At 42.8% G+C, this 15,558-nt stretch carries 15 protein-coding genes; 13 read left to right on the forward strand and 2 right to left on the reverse strand.

The genetic code is table 11. The features are described 5' to 3' along the window. The first annotated feature begins 99 nt into the window (after nt 1-99). From metA to O3646_RS01135, 3 genes are read left to right on the forward strand one after another with little or no spacing between them, the layout of a single operon-like run. Nucleotides 100-1,044, forward strand: a complete 945-nt coding sequence (gene metA, locus O3646_RS01125; protein ID WP_049483310.1) for a homoserine O-succinyltransferase — start codon at nt 100-102, stop codon at nt 1,042-1,044. Between the two features lie 9 nt (nt 1,045-1,053). After that, complete coding sequence (locus tag O3646_RS01130; RefSeq protein WP_049472318.1) at nt 1,054-1,737, forward strand: DnaD domain-containing protein; 684 nt, start codon at nt 1,054-1,056, stop codon at nt 1,735-1,737. 18 nt (nt 1,738-1,755) lie between these two features. Then, nucleotides 1,756-2,937, forward strand: coding sequence for a glycerophosphodiester phosphodiesterase family protein (locus tag O3646_RS01135; protein ID WP_371610398.1), 1,182 nt, complete (start codon nt 1,756-1,758; stop codon nt 2,935-2,937). A 295-nt stretch (nt 2,938-3,232) separates the two neighbouring features. On the opposite strand, the gene add is transcribed toward O3646_RS01135, so the two are convergent. After that, complete coding sequence (add, locus tag O3646_RS01140) at nt 3,233-4,252, reverse strand: adenosine deaminase (RefSeq protein WP_371610399.1); 1,020 nt, start codon at nt 4,250-4,252, stop codon at nt 3,233-3,235. Between the two features lie 136 nt (nt 4,253-4,388). Between add and yghU the strand changes: the two genes are divergently transcribed. The 7 genes from yghU to rfbB all read left to right on the forward strand — a co-directional run bounded on the left by yghU (nt 4,389) and on the right by rfbB (nt 10,805). Continuing rightward, nucleotides 4,389-5,180: a glutathione-dependent disulfide-bond oxidoreductase gene (gene yghU, locus O3646_RS01145; protein WP_371610400.1), complete on the forward strand. Its 792-nt coding sequence runs from the start codon at nt 4,389-4,391 to the stop codon at nt 5,178-5,180. A gap of 81 nt (nt 5,181-5,261) precedes the next feature. Then, nucleotides 5,262-5,951, forward strand: a complete 690-nt coding sequence (locus O3646_RS01150; RefSeq protein ID WP_371610401.1) for a tRNA (adenine(22)-N(1))-methyltransferase TrmK — start codon at nt 5,262-5,264, stop codon at nt 5,949-5,951. Beyond that, nucleotides 5,938-6,735 carry a Nif3-like dinuclear metal center hexameric protein gene (locus O3646_RS01155; protein WP_254733451.1) on the forward strand — a complete coding sequence of 266 codons (798 nt, stop codon included), beginning with the start codon at nt 5,938-5,940 and terminating at the stop codon, nt 6,733-6,735. The genes O3646_RS01150 and O3646_RS01155 overlap by 14 nt, the downstream gene beginning before the upstream one ends. A 6-nt stretch (nt 6,736-6,741) precedes the next feature. Beyond that, a complete protein-coding gene (locus tag O3646_RS01160; RefSeq protein WP_254733453.1) occupies nt 6,742-7,833 on the forward strand; it encodes an FAD-binding oxidoreductase in 1,092 nt (363 codons plus the stop codon). A gap of 260 nt (nt 7,834-8,093) precedes the next feature. Next, nucleotides 8,094-8,963: a glucose-1-phosphate thymidylyltransferase RfbA gene (rfbA, locus tag O3646_RS01165; protein ID WP_003002772.1), complete on the forward strand. Its 870-nt coding sequence runs from the start codon at nt 8,094-8,096 to the stop codon at nt 8,961-8,963. After that, nucleotides 8,963-9,556, forward strand: coding sequence for a dTDP-4-dehydrorhamnose 3,5-epimerase family protein (locus tag O3646_RS01170; RefSeq protein ID WP_155169518.1), 594 nt, complete (start codon nt 8,963-8,965; stop codon nt 9,554-9,556). The genes rfbA and O3646_RS01170 overlap by 1 nt, the downstream gene beginning before the upstream one ends. A gap of 202 nt (nt 9,557-9,758) precedes the next feature. Then, nucleotides 9,759-10,805, forward strand: coding sequence for a dTDP-glucose 4,6-dehydratase (gene rfbB, locus O3646_RS01175; protein WP_195623129.1), 1,047 nt, complete (start codon nt 9,759-9,761; stop codon nt 10,803-10,805). Between the two features lie 52 nt (nt 10,806-10,857). Here the strand turns inward: rfbB and O3646_RS01180 are convergent. Next, nucleotides 10,858-12,206 (reverse strand): IS3 family transposase gene (locus O3646_RS01180; protein ID WP_118398572.1). Its coding sequence is split into 2 segments (ribosomal slippage): nt 10,858-11,765 and nt 11,765-12,206, totalling 1,350 coding nucleotides; the frame shifts between segments, so codons are not numbered across the junction. Nucleotides 12,207-12,369: 163 nt separating this feature from the next. On the opposite strand from O3646_RS01180, the gene O3646_RS01185 reads away from it, so the two are divergent. From O3646_RS01185 to O3646_RS01195, 3 genes are all read left to right on the forward strand, one after another. Then, entirely contained in the window at nt 12,370-13,461 is a 1,092-nt protein-coding gene (locus tag O3646_RS01185; protein ID WP_371610402.1) for a hypothetical protein, read from the forward strand. A 141-nt stretch (nt 13,462-13,602) separates the two neighbouring features. Then, complete coding sequence (gene udk / locus O3646_RS01190; protein WP_049488811.1) at nt 13,603-14,241, forward strand: uridine kinase; 639 nt, start codon at nt 13,603-13,605, stop codon at nt 14,239-14,241. A 193-nt stretch (nt 14,242-14,434) separates the two neighbouring features. Next, on the forward strand, nt 14,435-15,115 hold the full coding sequence (locus O3646_RS01195) for a YoaK family protein (RefSeq protein ID WP_070588872.1): 681 nt from the start codon (nt 14,435-14,437) through the stop codon (nt 15,113-15,115). Nucleotides 15,116-15,558 lie beyond the last annotated feature (443 nt).

Consider the following 15,558-nt stretch of genomic DNA (forward strand, 5'->3'; position numbering starts at 1 on the left):
TAGTCTAATACTATAACTGGCTACAGAAAAACCATAATTGAAAACTATAAGCTCCTATCATATAATGTTAGTTAAGAACTTGTAAGATGGGAGCTTTTTATGCCAATTACTCTAGATAAAAAATTACCAGCAGTCGATATCCTTCGTTCAGAAAATATTTTTGTCATGGATGATGTTCGAGCAACTCACCAGGATATTCGTCCTATAAATGTTCTGATTTTGAATCTCATGCCGACTAAGGAAGCAACTGAGACTCAACTGCTACGCCTCCTGGCCAATACGCCCTTGCAGATCAATGTAGATTTCCTCTATATGGCGAGCCATAAGTCTAAAAATACAGCGGCCGAGCATATGGAGAGTTTTTACAAGACTTTTGAGGATATCAAGGATAATTACTATGACGGCTTGATTGTGACGGGGGCGCCTGTCGAAAAGATGGACTTTGAGGAAGTGGACTACTGGGAAGAGTTGACCCAGGTCTTTGAATGGGCCAAGCGTCATGTTTTTTCTACCCTGCACCTCTGTTGGGGAGCCCAGGCTGGTCTGTACCACCGTTACGGGATTCAAAAAGTTGAGCTCTGTGACAAATTATCTGGCATCTATGACCAGGTAGTGGTGCGTCCTGAGAGTCTTCTCATGAGAGGCTTTGACGACCGTTTCCTTGCCCCTCATTCCCGCTATACCGATATTCCTTTGAAGGAAGTTCTGGAAAAGAGTAATCTTCAGGTGATCGCTCAGGGAAATGAGGTTGGGTTGTCCATCATTGCTAGTCCGGACATGCGTGAGGTGTATAGCTTTGGCCATCTGGAGTATGATCGCGATACGCTGGCGAAAGAATACCACCGAGATGTCAAGGCAGGCTTGGATCCAGCCCTTCCAAAAAATTACTTTGATGAGAATGATGCCAATACAGAACCTCGCATTCGTTGGAATCTAGCTGCGACGACTTTCTTTAGTAATTGGATCAACTATGCGGTTTATCAAGAAACACCTTACCGCTTGGAAGAATTGGAAAAAGATATTTCATTTTATGGTTACCTATAAAGGGGAATTATGACATATTCACAAGCATTTAAGTATGGCAACTTGGTTCTTCCAAGTGCCTTGCTTTTTCATTATCATGAATTGTTTGACCAAGCAGATGATTACTTGGTTTGGCAGTTTTTCTTCCTTCAAAATACGACTGGCCAAGAGGCCTTAACTCCCAATCAGATTGCTAGTCATCTAGGAAAAACGGTGACAGAGGTCAATCGGATTATGTCCAATCTGACCACCAAGGGACTCCTTCAGTACCGGACCATTGAGCTCAATGGCGAGATTGAAGCCATCTTTGATGCGACCATTGCCCTGGAGCGCTTGGATGAGATTTTAGAATCCCAATTACAAGGGAAGGCACAGAGCGCGCCCGCTAAGGGAAATGTCATCAAGGATTTGGTGGAAACCTTCCAACAAGAACTGGGACGACTCTTGACACCTTTTGAGATTGAAGACCTGACCAAGACTGTGCGCGAGGATCAGACAGATCCAGATGTGATCAAGGCAGCATTACGAGAAGCTGTCTTTAACGGCAAGCCTCACTGGAAATATATCCAAGCCATTTTACGCAACTGGCGCAGTGAAGGCATCAACAGTCTAGCCCAAGTAGAGGCGAAACTACAAGAACGCGAACAAGCCAACCCACGCAATGTGACAGTTTCAGACGATTTCTTGAAGGCCATGGATTTGTGGAAGGATTAGGAGGAGATGTCTTAAAGGATGAAACGGGGAGATAAAAAAAGAAAATATAGATGGTTATATCCTACGATACTTTTAGTTGGGCTGATTTTACTATTTAGTGTCGTCAGCTATTGTTTTGCGCGTACAAGTATATTGTCATCAGGTCTGTATCCGGTTGAAGATAGCCTAGTACAGGCAGGCTATTCAAAAACAAAAGATGGCTATACAAAAAAAGAAGCTGACGTGACGATCCAGATAAAATGGAATAAAAAAACAAAAGAATTTGATAAGAATCACTATCATTTTAAAGTAGACAAGGATACGACTTTCTTATCGAAAGATTATGTTGATAAGGAAGTACTTGAAACACTAACAAATGGTCAATTATCGAATCAATTTGGCTTTGTTCATTACACAAAAGCTAAAAAGAAGGAGTGGCTAAAGGATTCTCCTAGATTGGTAGCCCATGCGGGTGGTGCGATTCGAGAAAAAGAATACAACACCTTTTATACTAATTCCTTAGAAGCTTTGCAACAGAATTATAGTCTAGGACATCGCTTGTTTGAAATGGATTTTTATCTGACAAGTGATAAAAAATTGGCTGCTGTTCATGATTGGAATCAGTTTGGAAACAAAAATGATGTTGCTCTTTCTTCTGATGAATGGAAAAAATTTAAGGCTTATGGTTCTCCAGAAACACCAAGTCGTTTCACGACGATGTTAGTGGGAGATGTCTTGGATCAAATGGTGATCAATAAAGATATGGTTTTGATCACAGATACTAAATCTATGGAAATTCCCAAAGAAGATATGATCATTCAATTTCAAGATATTGTTTCAGAAGCGAAAAAGCGAGACAAGGAACTATTGGATCGTGTGATTCCACAAGTCTATAATCAAGATATGTTCGGAGAAATTGAAGCTATTTATCCTTTCCAGCATGTTATCTATACCTTGTATTCTTCGCCAGATAGTGCAGAAGAGGTTATCGATTTCATTTCAAAACATGATGAAATCGAGGCAGTAACGATTTCATTTGCTGATCCTCGCTTCAATCCAGACTTTATAAATGCAGTTCATCGACTTGGAAAACGTATTTACATTCATACTATCCATACTTATGATGATTTAACTAAGTATGCGAATGTAAATGTTGACGGTTTTTATACTGGCTTGTTGACTCCTGAAGATGTAGCCTTGTATGAATCAGTTTCTAAATAGAAAAAGACTAGCACTTTATAAAAGTGCTAGTTTTTGAATGTAGACAAATTTTTTCGAAATAAAATGGCGCAAAAATATATGTTTTTTTAGCGTCAGACAAGCGAATATTGGAACTTTCCGCTGTGAGAAAAGCACCTGAAACACTATTGTTTCAGGTGCTCGGAATTATTGAGACCTTAGGCTCAATAATTAGTCTTGGAACTTCGGAGAAGTTCGCAGACGTCCGTACTCACATAAGGAAAGTTTTTAATAAGTTTCTGTCTTCAATCTTAAGCTAAAATGCAAGCTAAAATGTTTATAAATAATCAGCATAGGCTTTTTCTAGTTTACTAAGGAGTTCTTGTTTTTCCTCGTCACTGGCAAAGGAAGCCTGAATGGCATCAACATTGTGCTGGTAAAAGTCAGCTTCCTTGGTTTGGAAATGTTGATGGTAGAGGGTGTATTCCTTGGTGAGGTCGGTATCAGATACTGTCCGGTTATCGGTATTGATACTGATCCGAGCACCGGCTGCCTTCATCTTCAGATAAGGGAAATCTTCTATAGTCGGCGCTGCTTTTGTTTGGAGGTTGCTGGTCAAGCAGAGTTCACCAGTGACCCCGTTGTCAATAAAGGATTGGAGTAAGGCCGGTTCATGAGATAGAGCCGTCACGTGGCCATTGCGTTTGATGCCAAAAGCAATCGATTGGGCTACAAAGTGTGGGCAATGACACTCACCTGCGTGAAGCGTCATAGGGCGATGGTAACTTTTGACTTGCTCGATTAAAGGTCGAATATCTTCTGGAGAGTAGTTGTGCTCATCTCCAGCAAAGTCAAAACCGACAAAATCTTGATCACTAACTTGGTTCGCTTCTGCTAGAATGCGAGAGGTGAGTTCTTGATCGGACTGTCGCATGCCACAGACCAAGGCTTTTGCAACAATGCCAAATTCCTCCTTGGCTTGGCGCAGTCCTTCACAGACAGCATCGATAGTTTCTGGGACGGTTAGCCCTTGGTTCATGGACAATTCTGGTGCAAAGCGGACCTCGATGTAGACGACATTTTCAAGAGCAGCTTGCTTGGCCACATCGTAAGCAGCAAGCGTCAAGGCTTCCTTGGTTTGGAGGAGCGGCCGAATGTAGTCAAAGGCCTCCAAATAGTCCAAGAGATTCTCACAGTGGGCAGGTGCAGAGACATGGTGTTTGAGCTCTTCATCGCTAGCAGGGAGGTCAATATTGGCCATGGCTGCCAATTGGCGAATAGTCGGAAGCGACAAGGAACCGTCTAAGTGACAGTGGAGTTCTGTCTTTGCCAAACTATGAAAATCGATCGTGGACATGGTTTTCTCCTTAAAATTGTATTTTTTCTATACTATCATTTTGCCAAGAAAAGTCAAGTAGCGTTCGCGTAGCAGATCTTTGAAAGGGAGGCCGATATTTGATATGCTAAGAGTAGCGAAATAAAGGAGAAGAAAGATGTCAGACTATCAATTACCAGAAGTATGGAAAGCACCGAGCCAAATGGGAGGAGCCTGGGGTGGCTTGAACCAACCAACAGCAGGTGCCCGCTTTGAACAAACCCTTCCAAAAGGCGACCAGCATTTCCAACTCTATACCCTTCCAACACCCAATGGGATCAAGGCCACCATTATGCTGGAGGAATTGAAAGATCTGGGAGTGGATGCAGGCTATGACGCTTATCGGATCAAGATTGGTGAGGGAGATCAGTTTGGTAGTGACTTTGTAGCCATCAATCCCAATTCGAAAATTCCAGCCATGTTGGATCAATCAGGCGATCAAGCTATTCGTGTCTTTGAATCAGCTAATATTCTCTTGTATCTAGCTGAGAAATTTGGCAAATTAATCCCGACTGATCCGTCTAAACGGACAGAGGTGCTCAACTGGCTCTTCTGGCAGACAGGTGCAGCACCATTCTTAGGGGGAGGCTTTGGTCATTTCTTCCACTATGCACCAGAGAAAATCGAGTATGCCATCAACCGCTTTGCCATGGAAGCCAAACGGCAATTGGACCTATTGGACAAGGAACTTGCCACTAAACCTTATATCGCAGGGGATGACTATACCATTGCAGATATTGCCATCTGGTCTTGGTATGGCCGTCTAGCCCAAGACAAGGTCTGGGACCGTGCAGGAATTTTCTTAGATGTGAAGGAATATAAGCATCTGCAAGCTTGGACAGAGAAAATTGCCAATCGCCCAGCTGTAAAACGTGGCTTGGAAGTAGAGTATAAGGAAATTAATGCATAAGAAAAGGGCGCCGTTGCGCCTTTTTTTAATGGTGCAAACATGGTATACTAAAAGATGGAATAAAAGTTTAGAAAGTAGCACATGGAATTTACAAAATTATCAAATCGCTTGGACTTGGTGGCCAGTTTCGTCCCAGCTGGAGCGCGTCTGTTGGATGTGGGGAGTGACCATGCTTATCTCCCAATCGCCCTATTACAAGAAGGTAAGATTGAGGTTGCTATTGCTGGTGAAGTTGTAGAGGGACCCTATCAGTCTGCCCTGCAAAATGTCGCCGATAATGGCTTAGAGGACAAGATTGAAGTCCGCCTAGCCAATGGCTTGGCTGCCTTTGAACCAACAGATGGCATTTCCTGTATCACCATTGCTGGCATGGGAGGACGCTTGATTGCAGACATCCTAGCCGCAGGTCTAGAAAAATTAGCCAATGTCTCTCGCTTGGTCCTCCAGCCCAATAATCGAGAGGATGAATTGCGGAGCTGGTTAGTAGACCATAATTTCCGTATTGTCGATGAAGCCATCTTGGAAGAAAATGAGAAGTTCTATGAGATCCTCGTAGTCGAACAGGGTTCTCAAGAGTTATCAGCTAAGGAACTACGCTTTGGTCCCTATTTGATGCGGGAACAAGCTCCAGCCTTTGTCCAAAAGTGGTCCAAGGAAGTGGAGAAATTAGCCTTTGCCTTGGAGCAGGTCCCTGTTGAGAATCAATCTGCCAGAGCATCGTTAGAAGAGCGCATCGCACAAATCAAGGAGGTTCTACATGTTAGCAAGTGAAGTCATCAAACGCTATGAAGCCTATTGTCCTCAGGAGCTTTCCATGGAGGGAGATGTCCGTGGCTTACAGGTCGGCACCTTGCAAAAAGACATCCACAAGGTCATGGTTGCCTTAGATATCCGCGAGCAGACGGTGGCTGAAGCCATCGCCCATGGGGTGGACTTGATCATCGTCAAGCACGCGCCTATTTTCCGTCCGATTAAGGATCTGGTAGCCGATCGGGCCCAAAATCAGATTTATATCGATTTGATCAAGCATGATATAGCAGTCTACGTCAGCCATACTAATATTGACATTGTCCCAGATGGTCTCAACGATTGGTTCTGCCAGCTCTTGGACATTGAAGATACAGAACCCCTCAGTATGACGGGAGAAGGGCTCGGAATTGGTCGCATCGGTCGGGTAGCTACTCAAACCTTTGGACAGTTGGCTAGCAAGGTTAAAGAAACCTTTGGCTTAGATGCTTTGCGCATAGTCAGTTATGACCAGGCAGATTTGGAACGGGTTATCAAGCATGTCGCTATCTGTGGAGGAAGTGGCCAGTCCTTTTACAAGGATGCTCTCGCTAAGGGAGCAGAGGTCTATATCACAGGAGATATTTACTACCACACGGCTCAGGACATGCTGAGCGATGGCCTCTTGGCCTTGGACCCAGGTCACCATATCGAAGTTCTCTTTGTGTCAAAATTAGTAGAAAAGCTCAATCAGTGGAAGGCTGAGGAAGCCTGGGAGATTGAAGTGATTGGCAGTCAAGCCAGCACCAATCCTTTTTACCATATCTAAGGGGTCATGATGAAAGTTGCCATTATCGGTGCAGGGATCGTGGGATCCACTGCCGCCTATTATTTATCCAAAGAAGCACAAGTGGATGTGACCGTCTATGACCATGGAGTCGGCCAAGCAACCAAGGCGGCTGCTGGCATTATCAGTCCCTGGTTTTCCAAGCGGAGAAATAAAGCCTGGTATCGCCTGGCTCGTCTGGGAGCAGATTTTTACCAAGAATTGGTAGAAGACCTGGACAAGGACGGTATTCATACAGATTTTTACCAGCAGACGGGTGTCTATCTTCTCAAGAAAAAGGAGGAGAAATTAGACGAACTCTATCAGTTGGCGCTGAGCCGTCGGGAGGAATCTCCCTTAATCGGGGACTTGGCGATTTTGAATAAGGAAGAAGTAGCCCAGCAATTCCCAGGTCTACAAGGCTTTGAGAATCTCCTTTATGCATCAGGTGGTGCTCATGTGGAGGGAGCCCTTCTAACGGAAACGCTTCTTAAAGCCAGTGGGGCAAGAGTGATCAAGGAAGAGGTTGCTCTCTCAGTCTCAGATGATGGCTATCAGATTGCAGGAGAAAGCTATGAACAAGTCATCCTGGCAACAGGAGCCTGGTTGGGGCAGGTACTCAAGCCACTCGGCTACCAGGTTGATGTCCGTCCGCAAAAAGGACAGTTGAGGGATTATCAGTTAGACCTAGATACTGATGATTATCCTGTGGTCATGCCTGAAGGAGAGCTGGATATCATTCCATTTCAGCAGGGCAAGATCAGTATGGGAGCCACCCATGAAAATGAGATGGGCTTTGACCTGACGGTGGATCAAGTTCTTCTAAATCAGATGGAAACAGAGGCCTTGACCTATTATCCAGAACTCGCTCAAGCGGAAGTTATCGGGGAGCGCGTGGGAACTCGTGCCTACACCAGTGACTTTTCACCATTCTGGGGAACTGTTCCTGATCAAGCAGGCCTCTATGTCGCTAGTGGACTAGGTTCGTCCGGACTCACAACTGGTCCCCTCATTGGTTGGCATCTAGCCCAACTCGTAGCAGGAGGAAACCTGCGCTTAGATCCAGCGGATTATCCAGTTGAACAATATGTGAAGAAGTAGGCTGGGACAGAAGTCCTAGCCTCTCAATTTTCTTTGGATTGTCGAGCAAGACGCAGTGGTTGAGTGGGCTCTACTACAAGGTAAGATTTTCAGACGGCTCAGTCAAGGAGCAGTAATCTATTTGAATCATGAGTAAGACCAATGCTAACAATTCTACAACTCTCATATCCTGTCATCACCTTGTAACACAAATGCAAGGTGACTTTTTTATATAAACATGATAAAATAAGGGTAATGACTACGTAGAAAGGCCTAACATTATGAAAGGTATTATTTTAGCAGGGGGCTCAGGAACTCGCTTGTATCCATTGACACGTGCGGCTTCTAAACAATTGATGCCCATTTATGACAAACCAATGATCTACTATCCGCTGTCAACCCTTATGTTGGCTGGGATCAAAGATATCCTGATTATCTCGACTCCTCAAGACCTACCTCGTTTTGAAGAGCTTCTTGGAGATGGTTCTGAGCTAGGAATTTCTCTCTCTTATGCAGAGCAACCAAGTCCTGATGGTTTGGCGCAAGCCTTCATCATCGGAGAAGACTTTATTGGTGACGACCACGTTGCCCTCATCCTTGGGGATAATATCTTCCACGGAAATGGCTTAACCAAGATGTTGCAACGGGCAGAAGCCAAAGAAAAAGGTGCGACTGTCTTTGGTTACCAAGTCAAAGATCCAGAACGCTTTGGTGTGGTAGAGTTTGACGCGGATATGAACGCTATCTCTATCGAAGAAAAACCAGAACATCCGAAATCCAACTTTGCGGTGACAGGACTTTACTTCTATGACAATGATGTGGTAGAGATTGCCAAAAACATCAAACCAAGTCCTCGTGGCGAGCTTGAAATCACCGATGTTAACAAGGCTTATTTGGAGCGTGGAGATCTCTCTGTTGAGCTCATGGGCCGTGGCTTTGCTTGGTTGGATACGGGGACTCACGAAAGCCTCTTGCAAGCTTCTCAATATATCGAAACTGTTCAACGCTTGCAAAATGTCCAAGTAGCTAACCTTGAGGAAATTGCCTATCGCATGGGTTATATCACCAAAGAACAAGTCCATGAATTAGCGCAATCACTGAAGAAAAACGAATACGGACAATATTTGCTCCGTTTGATTGGAGAAGCATAATGACGGAACAATTTTTTGATAAAGAATTAGCAGCCCGCAAAATTGAAGCCATCCCAGGCTTGATGGAGTTTGATATTCCAGTTCATGGGGATAACCGTGGTTGGTTCAAGGAAAACTTCCAAAAGGAAAAAATGCTTCCTCTTGGATTTCCTGAAAGCTTCTTTGCGGAAGGCAAGTTACAAAACAACGTTTCTTTTTCACGCAAGCATGTCTTACGTGGTCTGCATGCAGAACCTTGGGACAAGTACATCTCTGTAGCAGATGAAGGCAAGGTTCTTGGAACTTGGGTAGACCTTCGCGAAGGCGATAGCTTTGGGAACACCTACCAAACTGTGATTGACGCCTCTAAAGGGATCTTCGTACCTCGTGGCGTAGCCAATGGCTTCCAAGTCTTGTCTGACAAAGTGGCCTACAGCTATTTGGTCAATGACTACTGGGCATTGGAGCTCAAGCCAAAATATGCTTTTGTCAACTACGCAGACCCAAGCCTAGACATTCAATGGGAAAACTTGGCAGAAGCAGAAGTTTCAGAAGCAGACAAGAACCACCCATTGCTCAAAGATGTCAAACCCCTAAAAGCAGAAGATTTGTAAGAATGAACCTTGCAGAGCAGTATCGCGACTGCAAGGAGCCTGGTAGGATTGTTCCTGCCCTAGTGGAAACAAGATTGCCGTAGGGAATCTTGTAGGGAAATCCGGAGACTTCGGCTTCCGATTGAGCCATGAAACCGAAGGGTTGCTGGCATCCCCCACTAGCTAAAGGAACAATCAAAACTAAAAATTATTTGGAGAAAAAATGTCAGAATATAAACATATCATCGTAACCGGTGGAGCTGGTTTCATCGGTTCAAACTTCGTACACTATGTCTACAACAACCATCCAGACGTGCATGTGACTGTCCTTGATAAACTTACTTATGCTGGAAACCGTGCCAATATCGAAGAAATCCTTGGGGACCGTGTTGAGTTGGTTGTGGGAGACATCGCTGATGCTGAATTAGTTGACAAATTGGCTGCCAAGGCTGATGCGATTGTTCACTATGCGGCTGAAAGCCACAATGACAACTCCCTCAAAGACCCATCTCCATTTATCTACACAAACTTTGTTGGAACATACACACTCTTGGAAGCAGCTCGAAAGTACGATATTCGTTTCCACCACGTGTCAACAGATGAAGTGTATGGAGACCTTCCATTGCGCGAAGATCTTCCTGGACATGGGGAAGGTCCTGGTGAAAAATTCACTGCAGAAACCAAATACAACCCATCATCCCCTTATTCATCAACCAAGGCTGCTTCAGACTTGATCGTGAAGGCTTGGGTTCGTTCCTTTGGTGTCAAAGCAACGATTTCAAACTGTTCAAACAACTATGGTCCATACCAACACATCGAGAAGTTCATCCCACGTCAAATCACCAACATCTTGTCTGGCATCAAGCCAAAACTTTATGGTGAAGGGAAGAACGTCCGTGACTGGATCCACACCAACGACCACTCAACTGGTGTTTGGGCTATCCTCACTAAAGGCCGTATCGGTGAAACTTACCTGATCGGTGCTGACGGTGAAAAGAACAATAAGGAAGTGCTTGAATTGATCCTTGAAAAAATGGGTCAACCAAAAGACGCCTACGACCGTGTAACAGACCGTGCTGGTCATGATTTGCGTTACGCCATCGATTCAACCAAATTGCGTGAAGAATTAGGTTGGGAACCACAATTCACAAACTTCGAAGCAGGTTTGGAAGACACCATCAAGTGGTACACAGACAACCAAGACTGGTGGAAAGCTGAAAAAGAAGCTGTAGAAGCCAATTACGCGAAAACACAAAAAGTTTTGAAATAATAAAGAAAGTCCAAGTGGAAATGTACTGACCCCAAAAAGTTAGACAAATAATTTAAGTTAAGGATTTAGTCCTGTATTGCACAGGACTAAGTCCTTTTAGTTTTACCTTAATTCGTTTGTTGTTGTAATAGTCAATATAGTTTACAATAGCTTGTTCCAATTGGTTAAGTGACTTAAATGTATTCTCGTAACCATAAAACATTTCCGATTTCAAAATGCCAAAGAAGGATTCCATCATGCCGTTGTCTGGGCTGTTTCCTTTACGTGACATGGACGGTTGAATTCCTTTATCCTCTAAAAAACGATGATAATACTGGTGTTGATACTGCCATCCTTGATCACTATGAAGAATTGTATTTGTGTAATGATTCTCAGTAAAGGCCTGATCTAACATAGCTTTCACTTGTTCTAAATTCGGTGAAGTCGAAAGATTATAGGCGATAATTTCGCTATTAAAACCATCTAAAACTGGCGATAAATAAAGTTTTTGATTGCTTGCTGGAATGGCAAACTCGGTCACATCTGTGTAGCACTTTTCCATTGGCTTGGTTGCTTCAAATTGGCGTTGAATAAGATTATCTGCTTTCTTACCAATCTCTCCTTGGTATGAAGAATACTTCCGTTTACGACGAATACGAGCACTTAAACCAAGGACCTTCATCAGACGTTGGACCTTCTTATGATTCACTACAAAACCACGATTCCTCAATTCAAGAGTCATTCGACGATAGCCGTAATTCCCTTTATGCTCAGTAAAAATAGATTGAATTTCAACTTTAACATCATAATCCTTATCGCTTTGATCGAGCTGTTTTAAATGATAATAATAAGTTGAACGGGCAAGCTTAATAATCTTTAGAAGAATCTCTAAAGCAAACTCTGTTACCAATCCTCGGACAATTTCCGTTTTTCTTCTTGCTCTTTTTCGTCCCTCAATCGGAGTTCTCTCAACTTTTTTAGAACCGCATTCTCCGCTCTCAAGTACTCATTTTCTGCTTGAAGACGTTCTAGTTCTGTCATCTCTTCGGGTTTCTTCTTTGGCTTACGTCCCATTTTAGGTATCCTTCCTCTTGTTTTCTCAACAATAGTATACCCGTTTTTCTTATATTGTGCTATCCAATTATGCAACATTCCAACACTTGGAAGAGCATAATCTAGAGATACCTTTATTTGTGAACGACTTTCAAGCAGAACTTTATCAATGATTTCTTGTTTTAGTTCGGGAGAATAGTAACAATTCTTTCCTTTTTTGACGATTTCTATTCCATAACGATCAATCAATTTAATCATGTACTTAAGATTAGAAATGTTTATCCCAAATTGATTTGAAAGCTCTTTGAAGCTTCGCCCTTGTTTTTTATGTTCATAGATCTGAACTTTATCTTCATAAGTTAATTTCATAATAAAAACACCCCAAAAGTTAGATTTTTTTCTGTCTAACTTTTGGGGTGCAGTTCAAAAACTGCTTGGGCTTTTTCTTTTATTTTCTGAAAATCACAAAATTTACCATGGATTTATGGTATAATATGGTTAGTTTTTATAATGAATCAATAAGGGGGATATGATGAATCAAAAAGATTGGGTTGAATACTTTGAAGCGGTCAATGGTCGCAAGCCAAGTATGCAAGAATTTCAAGAAGCGCGTGAAAAAGGGGAGTTTGTTGTAGAGCGAAAAGAAGCACCAGCTCCAGCAACTGAAGCGCAGGCTCCTTCTCAGGAAGCGCCTGTTGCACCTAGTGCACCTCTTTCACAAGAGTCGACGGCTTTTGTACAACCACAACCATCGGCGAAAACCTTGCAACCTGTTCCAAGACCGAAAAAATTGACATTTTCTTTCAATAAACAAACAAAGATTGGGGTCGCAGTTGCGGGACTTGTCGCAGTAATTGCTCTTGCTTGGTTCTTTTTCTTTTCAGGTGGACCAAGTCTAGATGGGGTTTGGTTGAGAAATACGGATTCTAGTCCGGTCACTTATGAACTAAGTGGAAAGAAACAAAAAGTCAATGGTGGCGAGACCATCAAAAAGGTTCTCAAAGGCAATGAAGCGAAAAAAGAATTTAATACAGCACTTTCTTTGTTAAATGCGACGGACTTGCATTCACTTGCGGATGTCGATAAGAAATTTAACCTGAAGACGACAGAAATAGTTGTTATTAAGTCTGGTGGGAACACACGCTATAACTTGCTCCAAAAAGACGGAAGCAATATTATTTTAAGAAATGATTTATTCGACTTGAAAACTTATAAGTCATACCAAGGAAACTTTGAAGATAATTTGGTCTATCACAAGGTTGAAACACCTAAGGCCATGGTTGGAAAATGGAAGAATGTGACAGAAGGAGATAATACAACTGTTCAGATTTCAGATCATGGAATTATTAGTGATAAGTATTACGATAGCAAGGCTTACGCATTCTATTCTCTAGCTGATTCAGAAAAGTATGATGGAGACACGACTTCTAAAGAAGAAATTGAACACACATTTGAAGTCATTCAAGAAGCGGTGAAATCAGAAGGCTATCAAGTGAAGAGCGCTAAGGAAGTCTATATACAAGCTAATTCAAATTATTGTTTCGTACCTGTCAACGGTGGAAAAAATATACTTGTCTTACGTGGTGGTAATGAATTTGCCGCAAAATTAGAAAAAGTGAAATAATGAAAGGACCGCAAGGTCCTTTTTGTTTCCAAACTTCTTACTGAAAAACTATTCATGTCTAGGCAAAAATATGGTAAAATGGATAAGATGTGTCTGAGATGTCTATTATATCTCAGGCGACTACAGGTAATGGAGTAGAAAATGCAAAATAGACCTATTATTATTGGTGTTACTGGTGGTTCTGGTGGTGGAAAGACCAGTGTGTCTCGTGCCATTTTGGCTAATTTCCCGAATGAAAAGATTGCCATGATTGAGCATGATTCTTATTACAAGGACCAGAGTCATTTGACCTTTGAGGAGCGGATCAAGACCAACTATGACCATCCTTTTGCCTTTGATACGGACTTGATGATTGCGCAGATCAATGAACTATTGGAGGGTCGTTCGGTGGATATCCCAACTTATGACTATGCGGAACATACGCGCAGCAGCAAGACCTATCGTCAGGAACCACAAGATGTTTTCATCGTGGAAGGAATCTTAGTTCTTGAAGACAAGCGTCTTCGGGACTTGATGGACATCAAGATTTTCGTTGATACGGATGATGATGTGCGGATCATTCGCCGGATCAAGCGAGATATGGAGGAGCGTGGCCGGAGTCTGGATAGTGTCATTGAGCAATACCTTGGTGTAGTAAAACCGATGTACCACCAGTTCATCGAGCCAACCAAGCGTTATGCGGACGTGATCATTCCTGAGGGAGTGACCAACACAGTTGCGATTGACTTGATCACAACCAAGATTGAAAAAATCCTCAACGAAGCGCGTGAGGGAAAATAAAAATAGGGAGAAAGAGGGAAATCGATCTCCAATCCAATAACAATAGTTGGAATTACGGAATGTCGCAGTAGTTGGTGAGACTCGTCATTCGTCTAAAAGCTCGAAAGAGTTCTCAATCAATGTTGCGGGGGTGGTACGAGAAATGGTTTTTAACATTCTGTACCACTCCCTCTTTTTCCTAGGGAGAGTGGAAATGAAAAGGGAGTTTCATTCGCGGACCAAGGCGTTCGCTTGTTTATTGACCATGTGTGCTGGTTTTTCAGATGCTTATACTTTTATTTGTCGGGGTGGGACCTTGGCGGCAGGCCAGACGGGAAATGTGGTCTTTCTATCGGTTGGTTTGATTGGCCAGCAGATCTCAGATGTAGAAGTAAAGTTAGCGACCATGTTGGCCTTTATGCTGGGAATCTTTTTGATGACGGTTTTGCGTCGCTTGATTGACAATTCAGTCTGGCGTCTCAGTACCTTGGTACCCTTTATCCTCACAACCTTGGTGACAGGATTTTTGCCAGCATCGGTAAAAAATGTCTTCATCGTGCCTTTTTTTGGCTTGAGTTTAGGAATCGTTGCGACTTCTTTTGGAGAAGTGGATGGCTACGCCTATAATCATTCCTTCATGACGGGAAATCTCAAGAAAACCATGGTGGCTTATGGGAATTTTGTCAGAGAAAAGGAGAAGAAATTCCTCTGGGAAGCCATCTTTATGACCTGCTTGATCGGGAGTTTCGTCTTTGGGGCCATTTTTTCGACCTATTTGATCCAGTTTTATGGGTTAGAGACCATTTGGCTGGTGTCCATCATCTTGACTATCTTTTTAATCTATCGCGCCATTCAGTATTTTGAGGTCTTTCACTTCAATCGGAGACATGAATAGATAAAATCATTTTTAGAAGAATGAGTTAAATGATTCTGCAAAGAAATAAAACTGAGATTTCATTTTTAAAATGAATCAAGAATATATTGAAACTTTCCGCCGTGAGAAAAGTGCTAGAAACACGATTGTTTCTAGCACTCGGAATTATTGAGACCTTAGGCTCAATAATTAGTCATGGAACTTCTTTGAAGTTCGCTGACGTCCGTCCTCACCTAAGGAAAGTTTTTAAGATAACTTTATCTATATTCCAGAGGCTGGGACAAAAGTCCTAGCCTCTCAATTATTTTTGGATTGTCGAGCAAGACGCAGTGGTTGAGTGGGCTCTACTACGCTGATTTCATCAGCTTTTACAGCCCTACTCAACTTTGCGGAGATGGGACGACGAAATCGAATTCTAACGAATTATCGATTTCTGTCCCACTCTCTTTTCTTTCGTTGTTTGA

This window comes from Streptococcus sp. 27098_8_148 (assembly GCF_041432105.1).
Classification (GTDB): Bacteria; Bacillota; Bacilli; order Lactobacillales; family Streptococcaceae; genus Streptococcus; species Streptococcus parasanguinis_AE.